Annotated in this window: 13 protein-coding genes; 11 read left to right on the top strand and 2 right to left on the bottom strand. The window is 68.2% G+C overall.

What is annotated here, in order from left to right:
- Positions 1-121 precede the first annotated feature (121 nt).
- The gene (locus E4T13_RS00160) at positions 122-775 is read left to right on the top strand and encodes a recombinase family protein (RefSeq protein WP_137176247.1); all 654 of its coding nucleotides are present in this window, start codon (positions 122-124) and stop codon (positions 773-775) included.
- Positions 776-1,280: 505 nt separating this feature from the next.
- Here E4T13_RS00160 and E4T13_RS00155 read toward each other — a convergent pair.
- Positions 1,281-2,030 (bottom strand): ribonuclease activity regulator RraA, encoded by a 750-nt coding sequence (locus E4T13_RS00155; protein WP_137176246.1) that lies wholly within the window; start codon positions 2,028-2,030, stop codon positions 1,281-1,283.
- A 221-nt stretch (positions 2,031-2,251) separates the two neighbouring features.
- Here E4T13_RS00155 and E4T13_RS00150 point away from each other — a divergent pair, with 221 nt between their 5' ends.
- The 10 genes from E4T13_RS00150 to E4T13_RS00100 all read left to right on the top strand — a co-directional run bounded on the left by E4T13_RS00150 (position 2,252) and on the right by E4T13_RS00100 (position 13,093).
- Complete coding sequence (locus E4T13_RS00150; protein WP_137176245.1) at positions 2,252-3,820, top strand: ABC transporter substrate-binding protein; 1,569 nt, start codon at positions 2,252-2,254, stop codon at positions 3,818-3,820.
- A 106-nt stretch (positions 3,821-3,926) separates the two neighbouring features.
- On the top strand, positions 3,927-4,937 hold the full coding sequence (locus E4T13_RS00145) for an ABC transporter ATP-binding protein (protein WP_137176244.1): 1,011 nt from the start codon (positions 3,927-3,929) through the stop codon (positions 4,935-4,937).
- Complete coding sequence (locus tag E4T13_RS00140) at positions 4,934-5,929, top strand: ABC transporter ATP-binding protein (RefSeq protein WP_137176243.1); 996 nt, start codon at positions 4,934-4,936, stop codon at positions 5,927-5,929. Before E4T13_RS00145 ends, E4T13_RS00140 begins: the two co-directional genes overlap by 4 nt.
- Positions 5,926-7,116 carry an enolase C-terminal domain-like protein gene (locus E4T13_RS00135; RefSeq protein WP_137176242.1) on the top strand — a complete coding sequence of 397 codons (1,191 nt, stop codon included), beginning with the start codon at positions 5,926-5,928 and terminating at the stop codon, positions 7,114-7,116. The genes E4T13_RS00140 and E4T13_RS00135 overlap by 4 nt, the downstream gene beginning before the upstream one ends.
- Positions 7,113-8,198 carry an Ldh family oxidoreductase gene (locus E4T13_RS00130; RefSeq protein ID WP_170984713.1) on the top strand — a complete coding sequence of 362 codons (1,086 nt, stop codon included), beginning with the start codon at positions 7,113-7,115 and terminating at the stop codon, positions 8,196-8,198. Before E4T13_RS00135 ends, E4T13_RS00130 begins: the two co-directional genes overlap by 4 nt.
- Positions 8,195-8,926 (top strand): FadR/GntR family transcriptional regulator, encoded by a 732-nt coding sequence (locus E4T13_RS00125; protein ID WP_137176240.1) that lies wholly within the window; start codon positions 8,195-8,197, stop codon positions 8,924-8,926. The genes E4T13_RS00130 and E4T13_RS00125 overlap by 4 nt, the downstream gene beginning before the upstream one ends.
- A 7-nt stretch (positions 8,927-8,933) precedes the next feature.
- On the top strand, positions 8,934-9,884 hold the full coding sequence (locus tag E4T13_RS00120) for an ABC transporter permease (protein ID WP_170984712.1): 951 nt from the start codon (positions 8,934-8,936) through the stop codon (positions 9,882-9,884).
- A gap of 10 nt (positions 9,885-9,894) precedes the next feature.
- Positions 9,895-10,767: an ABC transporter permease gene (locus E4T13_RS00115; protein WP_137176239.1), complete on the top strand. Its 873-nt coding sequence runs from the start codon at positions 9,895-9,897 to the stop codon at positions 10,765-10,767.
- Between the two features lie 362 nt (positions 10,768-11,129).
- A complete protein-coding gene (locus E4T13_RS00105) occupies positions 11,130-12,107 on the top strand; it encodes a tripartite tricarboxylate transporter substrate binding protein (RefSeq protein WP_240790930.1) in 978 nt (325 codons plus the stop codon).
- Positions 12,104-13,093, top strand: coding sequence for a 4,5-dihydroxyphthalate decarboxylase (locus E4T13_RS00100; RefSeq protein ID WP_137176237.1), 990 nt, complete (start codon positions 12,104-12,106; stop codon positions 13,091-13,093). Before E4T13_RS00105 ends, E4T13_RS00100 begins: the two co-directional genes overlap by 4 nt.
- Positions 13,094-13,128: 35 nt before the next feature.
- On the opposite strand, the gene E4T13_RS00095 is transcribed toward E4T13_RS00100, so the two are convergent.
- Positions 13,129-13,887 carry a hypothetical protein gene (locus tag E4T13_RS00095; RefSeq protein WP_137176236.1) on the bottom strand — a complete coding sequence of 253 codons (759 nt, stop codon included), beginning with the start codon at positions 13,885-13,887 and terminating at the stop codon, positions 13,129-13,131.
- Positions 13,888-14,011: the final 124 nt, after the last annotated feature.

Here is a 14,011-nt window from a genome sequence, read left to right as displayed (position 1 = left end):
GAAAAAGGACCCCTGTGTGGAGTGGGCCCCTGGAGCCGGACAGGCATCAGGCGGCAGCTTTGACTGGGCGCCGGGCCTTCTGCTCCTCGAACTGCGCTGGGCTCAGGTATCCCAGAGCCGAATGCAGCCGTTTGCGGTTGTAGACCTCCTCGATGAAGCGCGGGAGAGCTACGGCTACCTGGTCCGACGCGGACTGCGTGCCGACGGCACGCCAATAACTGGCGAGACGGAGATCGCGTCCGAGGAGGCTGCGGTGGTTCGGCGGGTGTTCGCTTCCTACGCTGGCGGTCAGTCGCCCCGCGCCATCGCCAGGGCGCTGAACGCCGAGGGTATCCCGGGCCCCCGTGACGGGAAGTGGACCGCTTCCCTGCTGCTCGGCGGAGCGGCGCGGGAGACCGGGATGCTGCGCAACCGGTTGTATATCGGCGAGCGGATCTGGAACCGGCAGCGTTTCGTGCCGGCGCTGTATCGCCGCCGCGTCGAGGCGCTGGAGGAGGCGCTGAAGGACCCGGCGACGATGCTGGCGGCGAGCGAGGCGCTGCGGACGCTTATCGACGCGATCCTGATCCACCCCAGGGAGCGTCGGGGGGAGGTGTCGATGTCGCTGCGGGGCGACCTGGCGGCGCTCCTGCATGCCGCGGAGGCCGAGCAGGGCGCGAACGGCAAAACGGCCGTTCCCCGGGTGGAGAACGGCCGTTCGGGTGTTGGTCGAGAAGTAATGGGAACGTTGGATGCGGGGACCCGCATCGGCTTATGCCGAACGGTGCTCACATGATGCGGCAGCAGGCCGTATCGCAGGCTCGAATCCCCTTCGCTCCGCCAGTTCCCTCTGGGCGTCCCGTCCTCCGCCAGACCGACCGCCGCGCTGAGTGGCAGGTTTCCCGGGGTTCTCAGGGCAGCCCTGTTTACTGGCCTGGCGCAGAGAAAACCGAAAGTCGCTCTCCGGAGGCCAATTCTCTCCAGACCTCCTGACTTGGCCGATCTGGTACGGAACTCAAGAACCTTGGTCAAAGGCCGCTTGCGGCGCGATCGGCACATACTGCGGTTCGACTCCCACTTGCCCGAAATCCGTACTTCGAGCGCGAACCACGCACTACGCGGTTGCTCAACGCCGTGTTTCGCAACAGAAGCGTGCTCCCCGAGGTGGGGGCAGCTTTGCCCAATCACCCGGCGATCAGACCCGTACGCGCACACGCCTCCTGAGATCCTCTTCGTCCCAACCGACCGCCTGTGACGCCCAAGCCCATGCGTGAGGGCTCGCGATTTGGACGCCGCCGCGCTCAACCCTGCGAAGCGGCCTGCGCAGCCTTCCACGCCTCGAACTCGGCGCGCGCGTCATCGGCCAGCGGATAGTAGCGGCGCAGGTCGCCGCCCTCGAGCAGGCGGATGCGCGAATAGTCCTCCCACTCGTGCCAGACGGAGCCCTTCTTCAGCAGTTCCTTCGCCGCAACCGCGGGGACGGCGATGGCGCCGTCGTCATCGGCAACGATGATGTCGCCGGGCTGGACGAAGACGCCGCCGCAGGAGATCGGCACGTTGACTGCGAAGGGCATCATGCCGGTCTGGGTGTGGAAGTTTGGCGTGAAGCCGCGCACCCAGAGGGGAATGTCGAGCTTGCTGACATTCGGATAGTCCCGGATGCAGCCATCGATCACCATGCCCGCGCCGCCGCGGCCCTTGAAATAGGCGAGCATCATCTCGCCGAAGACACCGGCTGTCATGCTGCCGCGCGCGTCCACCACGACGAAGTCACCGGGCTCCACTTGGTAGAGCACGTGGCGGTGGAGCTGGGCCTCGGGGTTGGCATATTCGTCGTCGCCATAGATGTCGCGCCGCTTCGGCATGAATTGCAGCGTCAGGGCGGGTCCGGCAAGCGAGACTCCGGCAGCATGCGCGCGGGTCGGGCCTTCCATGAAGACGCTGTCATAGCCCATGCGATGAATGACGCTGGACAGCTTGGCGGTTCCGATCGCGCGCAGACCGTCGAGCAGAGCGCGATCTGGCCGGATGATGGGCTTCGGTGGCTGCATGCCCGGTTTCCTCCTGAAGAAGCTGATCATATCTAGATATCTTTTGTCGCGGTGGTCAATCCGGGCTTGGCAGCACCAACCGCACATATTCGACTGCGGGCGCAGAAATGCGGTTCGCCGCGTAATTTACGTCCGCATCTCAAGTTACGAACTGCGTCATCTTGACCCAACACCGCGTTGAAGATATCTAGATAAGGTCGATAAGATCCTGGGAGGGTTGAATGGCGTCCTTTGACGGCATCAGCAGGCGCACCCTGCTGCAAGTAGGCGCCCTTGCGGGCACGGCGGTCGCCGGGTCTTCCGCATGGGCGCAGGGCGCGCCGAAGCGCGGCGGCCGCATCGTCGTCTCGACGGATGTTCAGCCGCGCAGCCTCGATCCGGTGATGGGCAATGCGCCGACCAGCGACCGCTACACCACCGGCCACATTTTCGATGCGCTGCTGCGGCTGAACGAGGATGGCAGCATCGCCCCCTGGCTGGCGGAAGCGTGGGAGGTCGCGGACCAAGGGCGCGTGGTCGTCCTGCGCCTGCGCCAGGGTGTGACATTCCACGATGGTGCGCCGTTCAACGCCGAAGCCGTCAAGGTCAATCTGGACCGCACGCGCGATCCGCGAATTGGCGCTGCCCGCGCAATCGACCTGCGCAGCGTCACCTCGGTGGATGTGGTGGACAGCGCGACCGTGCGGCTCACCCTGAGCGAACCCAACGCCGGCATCCTCGCCTCGCTGGCAGTAGAAGCCGGCATGATGTCCTCACCCCGTGCGCTCGCCGCGCGCAGCGTGCAGGATTACGGGCTCAATCCCGTGGGCACGGGGCCGTTCATCTTCCGCGAATGGGTAGTCGGAAGCCATGTGCAGTTGGCGCGCAATCCGTCATACTGGCGCCAGGGTGCGGACGGTCAGGCGCTGCCCTACGCCGAATCGCTGCGCGTGCGCTTCATCACCAATCCTGCCCTGAAGCTGATCGAGGCGCGATCCGGGGCACTGCACATCGCCGACAACATCCCGCCGACGGACTATGCGACGGTGGAGCGCGACCGGAACCTTAGCCTGCTGAAGGTGCCGCCGGGGGTCATGCAGTGGATCGCTTTCAACACGCAGAAGGCGCCCATGAACGACCCCCGCGTGCGCCGCGCCATCAGCCTGGCGGTGGACCGCAAGTTCATCTTCGATCTCGTCGCGGAGGGGTACGGCGCCGTCGCACGCGGTCCGGCCGCGCCGTCCGGCTGGGACTACAATCCAAACCATCCGGCCATCGTCCCGCATGATCCCGCCCAGGCGCGCCGCCTGCTCGCCGAGGCCGGGCACCCGCGCGGGCTCAAGCTCTCCTTCCTGATCGTGCAGCGGGAGCCGGATACGCAGATCGCCCAGGTGGTGCAGCAGCAGCTCGCCGATGTCGGCGTCACCGTCGAGATCAACGCACCGGACCGCAGCGCCATCACCGCGATCCGCGATTCCGGCAACTGGGACATCTTCCAGGCACGCTACAACGTCCCGCGCCCAGACCCCGTGCAGATCTACGACTTCCACTTCGGCCGCAATGCCGTGCAGAACTTCGCCAACATCACCGGCGACGAGGAGCTGTTCGCCGCGATCGATGCCGGGCGTCGTTCGCTGGATCGCGAAGAACGCAAGCAGCACTACCACCGCGCGCAGGGCATCATCGTGGACAAGACCTACTACGCCTTCCTGATGTTCCGCGAGGCGCGCCACGTGATGCGGCGTAACCTGCGCAACGTCACCGTCGATGGTGGCGGCATCTGGGATATCGCCAGCACCTGGCTCGACTAGCAAGCGGCGCGGCGCATCCGCCGGGCGCGGACGGGCTTGTTTCCCTCCGCGCCCGAACGCGATCATCGCCGGCGGGATAGGAGTTGCCTTGGATGAACTGGATCGCATGACTCCTACGGACACGCCGCTTCTTCGCGTCGAGAATCTCTCGGTCCGCTTTGCACATGGTACGGTCACGGCGGTGAATGGCGTGTCCTTCGCGATCGGTCGCGGCGAGACGCTGGGCCTGGTGGGCGAATCCGGTTCCGGTAAATCGGTCACCAGCCTAGCGGTGATGGGCTTGCTGCCGCACCCGGCCGCGGCGATCGCCGGCACGGTGACGCTTGCGCTGGAGCGCGATGCGTCGGTCGAACTGCTTTCCATGCCGCAGGCGCGGCTGCGTGACTACCGCGGTGCGAAGATGGCCATGATCTTCCAGGACCCCATGACCTCGCTCAATCCCGTGCTGCGGGTCGGCGAGCAGATCGCCGAGGCAATCCGCCTGCATGAGAAGGTCTCCACCGCCGAACTCCGTCGTCGCGTGATCGATCTGCTGACCGTCGTCGGCATTCCCGAGCCCGCGCTGCGCGCACAGGCCTTCCCGCACCAGATGTCCGGCGGCATGTGCCAGCGCGTGATGATCGCGATGGCGCTGGCGTGCAAGCCGCAGCTGCTTATCGCGGACGAGCCGACGACCGCGCTCGACGTGACGATCCAGGCGCAGATCCTGGAGACGATCAAGGCGATCCAGGCGCAGTTCGGCATGGGGATGCTGTTCATCTCGCACGATCTCGGCGTGGTCGCCGAGGTCGCCGACCGCGTGGCGGTAATGTATGCCGGCCGCATCGTGGAGACCGGCCCGGCCGCTGCGGTGCTGCACCATCCCGCTCACCCCTACACGCAGGGCCTGATCCGCTCGATCCCACGCATCGACGCCGGGCGGCACGAGGCGATCTCGGCAATCCGCGGCGCGATGCCGGACATGCGGAACCTGCCGCCGGGCTGTTCCTTCCATCCGCGCTGCGACCGGTTCCGGCCAGGCCTCTGCGATAAGCCCTCCGCCGCGGCCGAATTCCACCACGCAGGGCCCGGCCACCACGTCCGTTGCGAGCGGATCGGCGCCGAGGCGCTGTCGTGACGGCGGCCAATCCCCTGCTCGCCGTGACCGGCCTGCGCAAATGGTTCGGCGGCGGCAGCTTCGCCCGGCGCAAGCCTCCGGTGCGTGCCGTGACGGATGTCAGCTTCGAGGTCGGGCGCGGCGAGGTGGTGGGCCTGGTCGGCGAATCCGGCTCGGGCAAGACCACGGTCGCGCAATGCATCCTGCGTCTCTACGAGCCCGACGCGGGAGAGATCCGCTTCGACGGCATCGACATCAGCCATCTCGGGCCCAAGGCGTTGCAGCCCTATCGGCGCCGGCTGCAGATGGTGTTCCAGGACCCCTACTCCTCCCTCAACCCGAAGCTGACCGCCGGCGCGAGCATCGCCGAGCCGATGGAGATCCACGGCATCGGCGCCAGCGCCGCCGAACGTCGGGCGCTGGTGGGCGAACTGCTTGGCCAGGTCGGGCTGCGGCCCGAACACGCCGACCGCTACCCGCATGAATTCTCAGGCGGCCAGCGCCAGCGCATCGGCATTGCCCGCGCGCTCGCGGTGCGGCCGGACCTGGTCGTGGCGGACGAGCCCGTCTCGGCGCTCGATGTCTCGGTCCAGGCGCAGATCATCGAGCTGCTGGAACGGCTTCGCCGCGAGTTCCACCTCTCGATGCTGATGGTCGCGCACGACCTCGCGGTGGTGCGCTACGTCTCCGACCGCGTGATCGTCATGTATCTCGGCACGATCGTGGAGATCGGGCGCGCCGACGATCTCTACGCGCGGCCGCTGCATCCCTACACCCGCGCGCTGCTGTCCGCCGCACCGCGACTCCACGGCGACAAGCGCGCGGCGCGCGAGGTGCTGCGCGGCGAGCTGCCGAGCCCGATCAACCCGCCGAGTGGCTGCGTCTTCCGCACGCGCTGCCCGATCGCCGAGCAGCGCTGCGCGGAGATCGTGCCGCCGCTGCGCGATCTCGGCGAAGGGCGGAAGCTCGCCTGCGTGGTCGTCGATGGTTCGCTGCCAGGGGATACGCCATGAAGATCGTCGATTTCCGCGTGACCTGCGCGGCCATTCCGGTGAATGCGAAGCTGCGTCACAACACCGGCGTCCATCCCGGTCGCTTCCAGCGCACCATCATCGAGCTGATCACCGATGAGGGGATCGTCGGCCTCGGTGAGGTCGGCGGCGGCGACCAGCGCAAGGCGATGGAGAAGTTCCGGCCGCACCTGACGGGTCTCGATCCGTTCAACCTCAACGCCATCAAGCTGCGCATGCTGCGCTCGGCCTACTATCTCTCGAACGCGCTGATCTATGCGGCGATCGAGATGGCCTGCCTCGACATCCAGGGGAAGGTGCTTGGCCGCCCGGTAAGCGACCTGCTGGGGGGCGCGGTACGCAGCGAGATCCCCTTCATCGCCTATCTGTTCTGGCGCTACGACCGCAAGGACGGTCGCGACGACACCTGCGCCGAGGACGCGGCAGATCACTGCGTGGAACTGCACGAGACGCTCGGTGTGAACGCGATGAAGCTCAAGGCCGGCGTGCTCGACCCGGACGAGGAGGCGCGCGTGCTGGAGCTCTGCCGAGCGCGGCTGGGTCCGGGCTTCGGGCTGCGCATCGACCCCAACGGCGTCTGGTCGGTGCCGACGGCGCTGCGCATCGGCCGCCGGCTGGAACCGCTCGCCATCCAGTTCTTCGAGGATCCGGCCTGGGGCCTGACAGGCAACGCCGCGGTGCGCGCCGGTGTGCGCATCCCGATCGCCACCAACATGTATCCCGCCAAGTTCGACGACCTCGCGCCGGGCATCCGGCTTGGCGCCGCCGACATCATCCTGACCGACCTGCACTACTGGGAAGGGCCGCGCGGCGTGCAGGAGCTGGCCGCGGTCTGTCGCACCTTCGGGCTCGGAATGGCGATGCATTCCGGCACCGAGTTCGGCATCGAACTCGCCGCGATGCTCCACACCGCATCGTCCATTCCCGAGATGACCTTCGAGGGCGACGCCCACTACCACTACCTCGAGGACGACATCATCGAGGGCGGCAAGATGGCTTATCGCGACGGCAAGATCGCGGTGCCGACCGGCCCGGGTCTTGGCGTGTCCATCGATCGCGACAAGCTGCGCTTCTACGCCAGGCATTTCGACGAGGTCGGCGACTACTACGGGACCTGGCCGAAGGACCAGAGACGGCCCGAATGGGTGCCGATGAAGGGCGCGATATGACGCCAGCCCGTCTCGACCCGGCGGAACTTGAGGCGGCGCTGGCGGACATCCTGCGGGCCGCCGGTTGCGCGCCCGACATCGCGGCGGAAGTGGCGGAGGCGCTGGTGGATGCCGACATCTCCGGCCACGATACGCATGGATCGAGGCAGATCGACTTCTACATCGAGCGGCTGCAGCGCGGGGAGGTGGATGGCCGGGCGCGCCCCGCGATCGAGAGCGGGTCGGGCAGCATCACGCGCATCGCAGGCAACCGCGCCTTCGGGCAGATCACCGGCGTCTTCGCCGCGCGGATCGGCACGGAGCGTGCGCGACGGGACGGTGTCGCGCTCGTGTGCCTTTCCGGCTCCGGCCATCTCGGACGCAACGGCAGATGGGCCGAGCTCGCGGCCGCCGCGGGCGTCGGCTCCCTGCATTTCGGCCAGGGCATCCCGCGGGAGGGGCCCGTCGCGCCCTTCGGAGGCAGGGAGGGAAGGCTGAACACCAACCCGATCGCGCTGGGCCTGCCGGGCCCTGGCGCATCCGATCCGATCATCCTGGATTGCGCGACCTCCGCCGTCTCCGGCAGCACGATCAAGCAGGCCTTCGATCGCGGCACGCTGCTCGACGCCCCGTGGCTGGTCACGAAGGAAGGCGCGATGACCGCGGATCCCGCTGCCTTCATGGCCGGGGATGCCGCGGTCACGACCTTCGGCGAGTTCAAGGGCTTCGCCATCTCGGTGTTCAGCGAGATCGCCTCCACCATCCTCGCCACCGCCGGCGCCGTGCATCCACACACCAACAGCCTGTTCTCGGTCTATTTCTCTGTCGGCCAGCTGATGGAAGAGGATCGCTATCGCGGGCAGGTGGCCGCCTTCCGCGACCGCGTCGTGAGCTGTCCGCCGCTGCCCGGCGTCGACGCTGTGGTGATGCCGGGCGAGCGGTCGCGCCAGGCCCGAGCGCGTGCGCAGCGTGACGGGCTCGTCATCACGCCCGATCTGGCGCGGCATCTCCGGCGCGCCGCTGATCTCGTCGGCATTGCGGATCGCCTGGCGGTGCGCAACCAGGCGCCTGCGCCGCATGGGCAGGAAGGAGTGGCCCGATGACGGCGGTCAGGGCACGCGATCAGCGCAAGTTGTCCTCGATCGTCGCGCAGGAGATCACCAAATGGATCATCTCCGGCACGCTGAAGGCCGGCGATGCGCTGCCGCCGGAGGCGGAGCTTTGCCGCGAGTTCAGCATCAGCAAGCCCACGGCACGCGAGGCGATCGACCAGCTCAGCGTGATGGGCATCGTCAAGGTCCAGCAGGGCAAGCAGACCACGGTCAACCCGCTCAACTCGCTGGTGCTCGAGGATTTCTTCCGCTACGCGGTGCAGACCTATCCGGAAGGGCTCTACGACGTCGTCGAGCTGCGCCGCGGGCTCGAGACGGAAGCCGCCGCACTCGCCGCCGAGCGCATCACGGAGGAGGAGGCCACGCAGCTGCGGGCCATTACCGGGCGCTTGCGGGAAGGGCTCTATTCCCCGGCCGAATGGCTCTCGGCCGACTACGAGTTCCATTCGACGATCATCCGCGCCTCGAAGAACCGGATGATCCTGCAGACCTTCAACGGCATCAGCGAACATGTCCGCTATGTGCAGCGCGTCTGTCACCTGCAACGCGACATGCGGGTGCCCGAGCAGGACATAAGGCTCCACGAGGCCATCGGCGAATCCATCATCGCGCGCGACCCCAACCGCACGCGTCGGCTGATGCTGAATCACTTCAAGTGGATGCTGCCCTTCGTCGCCGCGATCCTGAGCGACAAGTCGCGTTCGGACGAGATCTTCTGAGGCCGCGATGCTGAAGTTCCTCCGGTTCCTCGCCGTCAGGCTGGCGCAGATGCTGCCGGTGCTGCTGCTCGCCTCGATGATCGTCTTTGCGCTGACCAACCTGCTGCCGGGGGACCCCACCTACGCGATCCTCGGCGAGAATGCCGGCGAGGCGGAGCGCGCGGCCGCCCGCATCCGCTACGGCCTGGATGACCCGCTGCCGATCCAGTACTTGCGCTGGCTCACGGCGATCCTGAGCGGTGATCTCGGCCGCTCGCTCTACCGCGGCCAGTATGTGCTGGACATGCTGGTCGGCCGCATTCCCGTGACGATCCAGCTCTGCCTGATGTCGATCGCGCTTGCCATGGCCATCGGGATCCCTGCCGGGGTGATCGCCGCGAAGTGGCGGGGCAGCGTGGCGGACACCGTGGTCAGCGTGATCTCCATGGCGAGCGTCGCGATGCCCTATTTCTGGGCCGCGATCCTGCTGATCATCACCTTCTCGCTGCATCTCGGCTGGCTTCCCTCCTCGGGATACGTGCCCTTCAGGGAGGACCCGCTGCGCAACCTGGAGCTGATGCTGCTGCCGACGGTGACGATCGGAACCGCCTTCGCCGGACTGATCATGCGACAGGTACGCGGCGCGATGCTGGAGGTGCTGAGCTTCGACTACATCCGTACCGCGCGCGCCAAGGGCGCGTCCGAGGCGCGCGTGGTCATCCGGCACGGGCTGCGCAACGCGCTGATACCCGTGATCACCGTGATCGGGCTGCAGGTCGGGGCGCTGCTCGGCGGCGCCGTGGTGGTGGAGTCGGTCTTCTCGCTTCCCGGGCTCGGCTCGATGATGGTGGAGGCGATCTTCTCGCGAGACTACCCCGCCATCCAGGGTGCGGTGCTGTTCAGCGTCTGTTGCGTGCTGCTCGTCTCGGTCCTCGTCGACGTGCTCTACGCCGTCGTCGACCCCCGCATCGAATACTGAGGAGGCAGCGATGTCTGCCACGGCCGCTTCGTCCGCCGGCATCTCGCCCGCCCGCCGCTACATGCGGCGCTTCGCCACGCACAAGCTCGGCATGCTGGGTCTCGCCTTCCTGATCCTCGTGCTAGTGGCCGCGCTCCTCGCACCTTGGATCGCGCCGTTCCCGCCGCAGCGGATCGTTGCACGCGCCTTGCAGGCGCCGTCCTGGCGGCACTGGTTCGGCACCGACGAGATCGGCAGGGACATCTTCAGCCGCATCGTATGGGGCGCCCAGATCTCGCTCCAGGTCGTCGGCTATTCCGTCGCCGGCGCTGCGGTGATCGGCGCAACGATAGGCCTCGTCGCCGGCTATGTCGGCGGCTGGATCGATGCGCTGCTGATGCGGCTGATGGATGCGGTGATGGCCTTTCCCTTCCTGATCTTCGCGTTGGCCATCGTCGCGATCCTCGGCCCCTCCGTGCAGAATTCCGCACTGGCCATCGCCATCGCCAAGGCGCCGGGTTTCGCGCGGATCGTGCGCAGCGAGGTGCTCAGCCTGCGCAGCCGGCAGTTCGTCAAGGCGGCGATCGTCGCGGGCGCCAGCAATACGCGCATCATCCTGCGCCATCTCTGGCCCAACGTGACGGGCAATCTCATCATCTACGCATCGCTTAGCGGTTCGACCGCGCTCATCACCGAGTCCTCGCTGTCATTCCTCGGCCTGGGCGTGCGTCCGCCGGCGCCGAGCTGGGGCTACATGATCGCCATCGGCATGGACCGCTGGCAGTACTGGTGGATGAGCGTGTTTCCTGGCCTCGCCATCTTCCTGACGGTTCTAGCTTTCAATTTCGTCGGCGACGCGCTGCGCGACGCCTCGGACTCCAGGCTGAATCTAGGAACATCGTGAGGGGGTGAGGCGTCAGGGCTCGCTCGTCGTCGGCCGATTGAGCCTCGCGCCCGGCGCTAGACTAGACTCGTCGGCCGTGGACAACGCGGAAGTCCGAGGAATGCGGGGTTTCCGGCTGGCGCGAGTATTTGCGTTTGCAAGGCTCCTGTCTGGAGCGGGCGACTGGCAGCGCTTCGGCACCGCTTTCGGCCCGCTCTATCGCGACGGCGTCGGCCGGCCCGGGTTGTCCACCCGCCGCATGGTCGGACTGCACCTGGTGAAGCACATGGACGGCCTCTCCGATGAGGCCGCCTGCCCGGGTGGCTTGTCGAGCTGGCGCGGCGGGGCCAGCTTCGGCTCTGCACCGCTGGGAGCACCGACACATGATCACCCGACGCCGGCTTGGCTTGTTGGCCGCGACGATGCCTGTTCCGCTGGCCCTGCCCGCGCTGGCCCAGGGTTGGCCGTCGCGGCCGATCTCCATCGTGGTGCCCTTCCCGCCTGGCGGGTCGAATGACCTGCTGGCGCGGCCGATGGCGGCGAAGCTGCAGCAGGCGTTGGGCGGACATCCGGTGGTGGTGGACAATCGCGGCGGCGCCGGTGGCACGGTGGGCGCGATGCACGTCGTGCGCAGCGCTGCTGACGGCCACACCTTGATGTGGGGACATATCGGCACGCTCGCGGTGAATCCCTGGATCTACCCGAACAACCCCTACGACGTGCTGCGCGATTTTGCCCCTGTGGCGCTGGTCGCCACGCTGCCATCCGTGCTGGTGGTGCACCCATCCGTGCAGGCGCGCACGGCTGAGGAATTCGTCGCGCTCGCCAAGGCCAATCCGGGCAGCCTGGAATACGGCAATGCCGGCAATGGCAGCGCCTCGCACATCACCATGGCGGCCTTCGCGGATGCGGCGGGCCTCGATCTCGTCGCCGTGCCCTATCGCGGCAACGGTCCGATGCTGGCCGACCTTCTCTCCGGCCGGGTGAAGTGCAGCTTCGCCGGCGCGCCGGTGGTGCTGCCGGCCGCGCGCGAGAACCGGCTGGTCGCCATCGGCGTCAGCGCGAATGAGCCGTCCCCGCTGGTGCCGGGCGTGCCGCCTGTGGGCGCTCGCGCGGTGCCGGGCTTCGAGCTGGTGCAGTGGCACGGGCTGGTCGCGCCAGCCGGCACGCCGCCGGAGGTGATCGCGCGGCTCAATGCCATGATCAACGGGCTGCTCGGAGACGAGGAGGTGCGCCAGCGCCTCGCGCTGGAAGGCGCGGAGCCCGCGCCGCGCTCGCCCGAGGCCTTCCGCCAGCTCATCGCCACCGAGCTCGAGCGCATGCGCGTGACCGTGCAGCGGGCCGGCATCCGCGCGACGTGACGCTCACCCTCACGCTCGCCTGCGGCGCCTATGACCGCGTGCGCCCGCTGCTCGACGGGCGCCTCGCGGTGGCGGGGGCGCGCATCGCGGCGCTCCCTCTGGCCTCGGAGCAGACCTTCCCGCGCGCCGTCACGCGCGCGGAGTTCGACGTGACGGAGCTCTCCCTCTCCTCGCAGATCATGCAGGTCTCGCGTGGCGATGCGGCCTATGTCGCGCTGCCCGTCTTCGTCGCGCGCGCCTTCCGGCATGGCTGCATCTATCTCCGGCGCGATGCCGGCATCACGACGCCCAAGGACCTGGAAGGGCGGCGCGTCGGCATCCCGGAATACCAGATGACGCTCGGCCTCTGGTTGCGCGGCATCCTGGCCGATGACCAAGGCGTGGAGGTGAACGGCATCGCCTGGCGCACCGCCGGCACCAATGCGGCCGGGCGCAAGGAGCGGCTGCCGCTCGAGCTGCCGCCGGGCATGGATGTGCGCCCGCTGGCGGAGGGCGCGACGCTGAACGCCGCGCTGCTCGCCGGCGAGATCGACGCCATCCTGTCGCCCACGCCACCCGCCGCCTTCGCCGCCGGCGATCCACGCGTGACGCGGCTGTTCCCCGATCCGCGCGCGGCGGCGGAGGCCTATTTCCGGCGCACGGGCCTGTTCCCGATCATGCATGTCATCGGCGTGCGGCGGGACGTGCTGGCGCGTGCCCCAGCTGTTGGCCGGGCGCTGTTCGACGCCTTCCTCGCCGCGCAGCGCATGGCGGAGGAGGAATGGGAGACGGCGCTGGCCGCCAGCTCGCCAGCCACGATGTTTCCCTTCCTGGCGGAGGAATGGGCGGCGCTGCACGCGCTGCTCGGTGCCGATCCTTGGCGGCAGGGGGTCATGGCGAACCGCGGGGAGCTGCAGGCGGTCTGCCGCTGGTCTGCCGCGCAGCACCTCGCGCGGCGCCAAATCGCGGTCGAGGAGCTGTTCGATCCGGCGACGCTGGACACCTGACCGGTAAGGCGCGGCGCCGGACATGCGCAACGCCCTTATGCCGCCGCGACGTGCTCCACAGCAACGCGCCGGCAGTCCATCTCGTAGTCGAGCCCGACCACCGGCGGACGGCAGTAATGCCAGGTCAGGCCATGGCGCGCCGCGCCGCGCGCGACGATCTCCTCCGCCAGGAAGGGGTGGATGTCGAACACCGTGTAAAGCTGCGCCGCCGTCGTGCCCGCCCAGTTGCCGCCGAGCGCGCCCATCCGTCGCTCCATCTCGCCCAGCACCCAGCGCGCCTTGCTGCGCAGGCCGGCCGGTGAGGTGTCGTCCAGCGCCACGATGTGGTCGCGGTAGTTGGCATGGCCTTCCTCAGCCTCGCCGCTGCCGGCGACAACGAAGGAAGGCGGCGCGTCGGCCGCCGGGACCGTGTAGGAGAAGGCGTGGAAGCCGGGCTCGGCGGGCGGCGCGACCTCGGGACAGACATTGCTGCGCGCAACCGGATTGACGTTGCCGTCGAGCAGCACGCCCCAGTCGCGCAACACCGCGGCATAGGCGGTGTTGAAGCTGCGGAAGCCTTCTTCCGTGAAGGGCGCGGGCGAGCGCAGTTCGCAGGCGCAGAAGGCATTGCGCGGGCGGCCGGCTGCGTCGAGCCAGGCGGCGATGCGGCGCCAGCCCTCCGCCATCGGCACTGGCTCCTCGAAGCGCACGCGCTCGATTCGGAAGCCGGGCAGCGCCGCGACGCCGGCCGAGTACTGAAAGACGCCCGGCACGAAACGGTAGCCGGCGGCCGTCACCGCGATTGTCTGAGCCATGCGCAACCCCGTCCGCAACCTGCACGATCGCCATGCAATGAAGCCGATGGCAGGCCGACGGGCAAGCGTGCGCGCGCCCGATCGGCTCTTGCCATCACCGTCGCCGCATGCCGACATGCGCCGC

This window comes from Roseomonas sp. AR75, assembly GCF_005222815.1.
GTDB lineage: Bacteria > Pseudomonadota > Alphaproteobacteria > Acetobacterales > Acetobacteraceae > Falsiroseomonas.
Note: the sequence above shows the minus strand (reverse complement) of the source record. Positions and strands in the feature narration are given on the sequence as shown.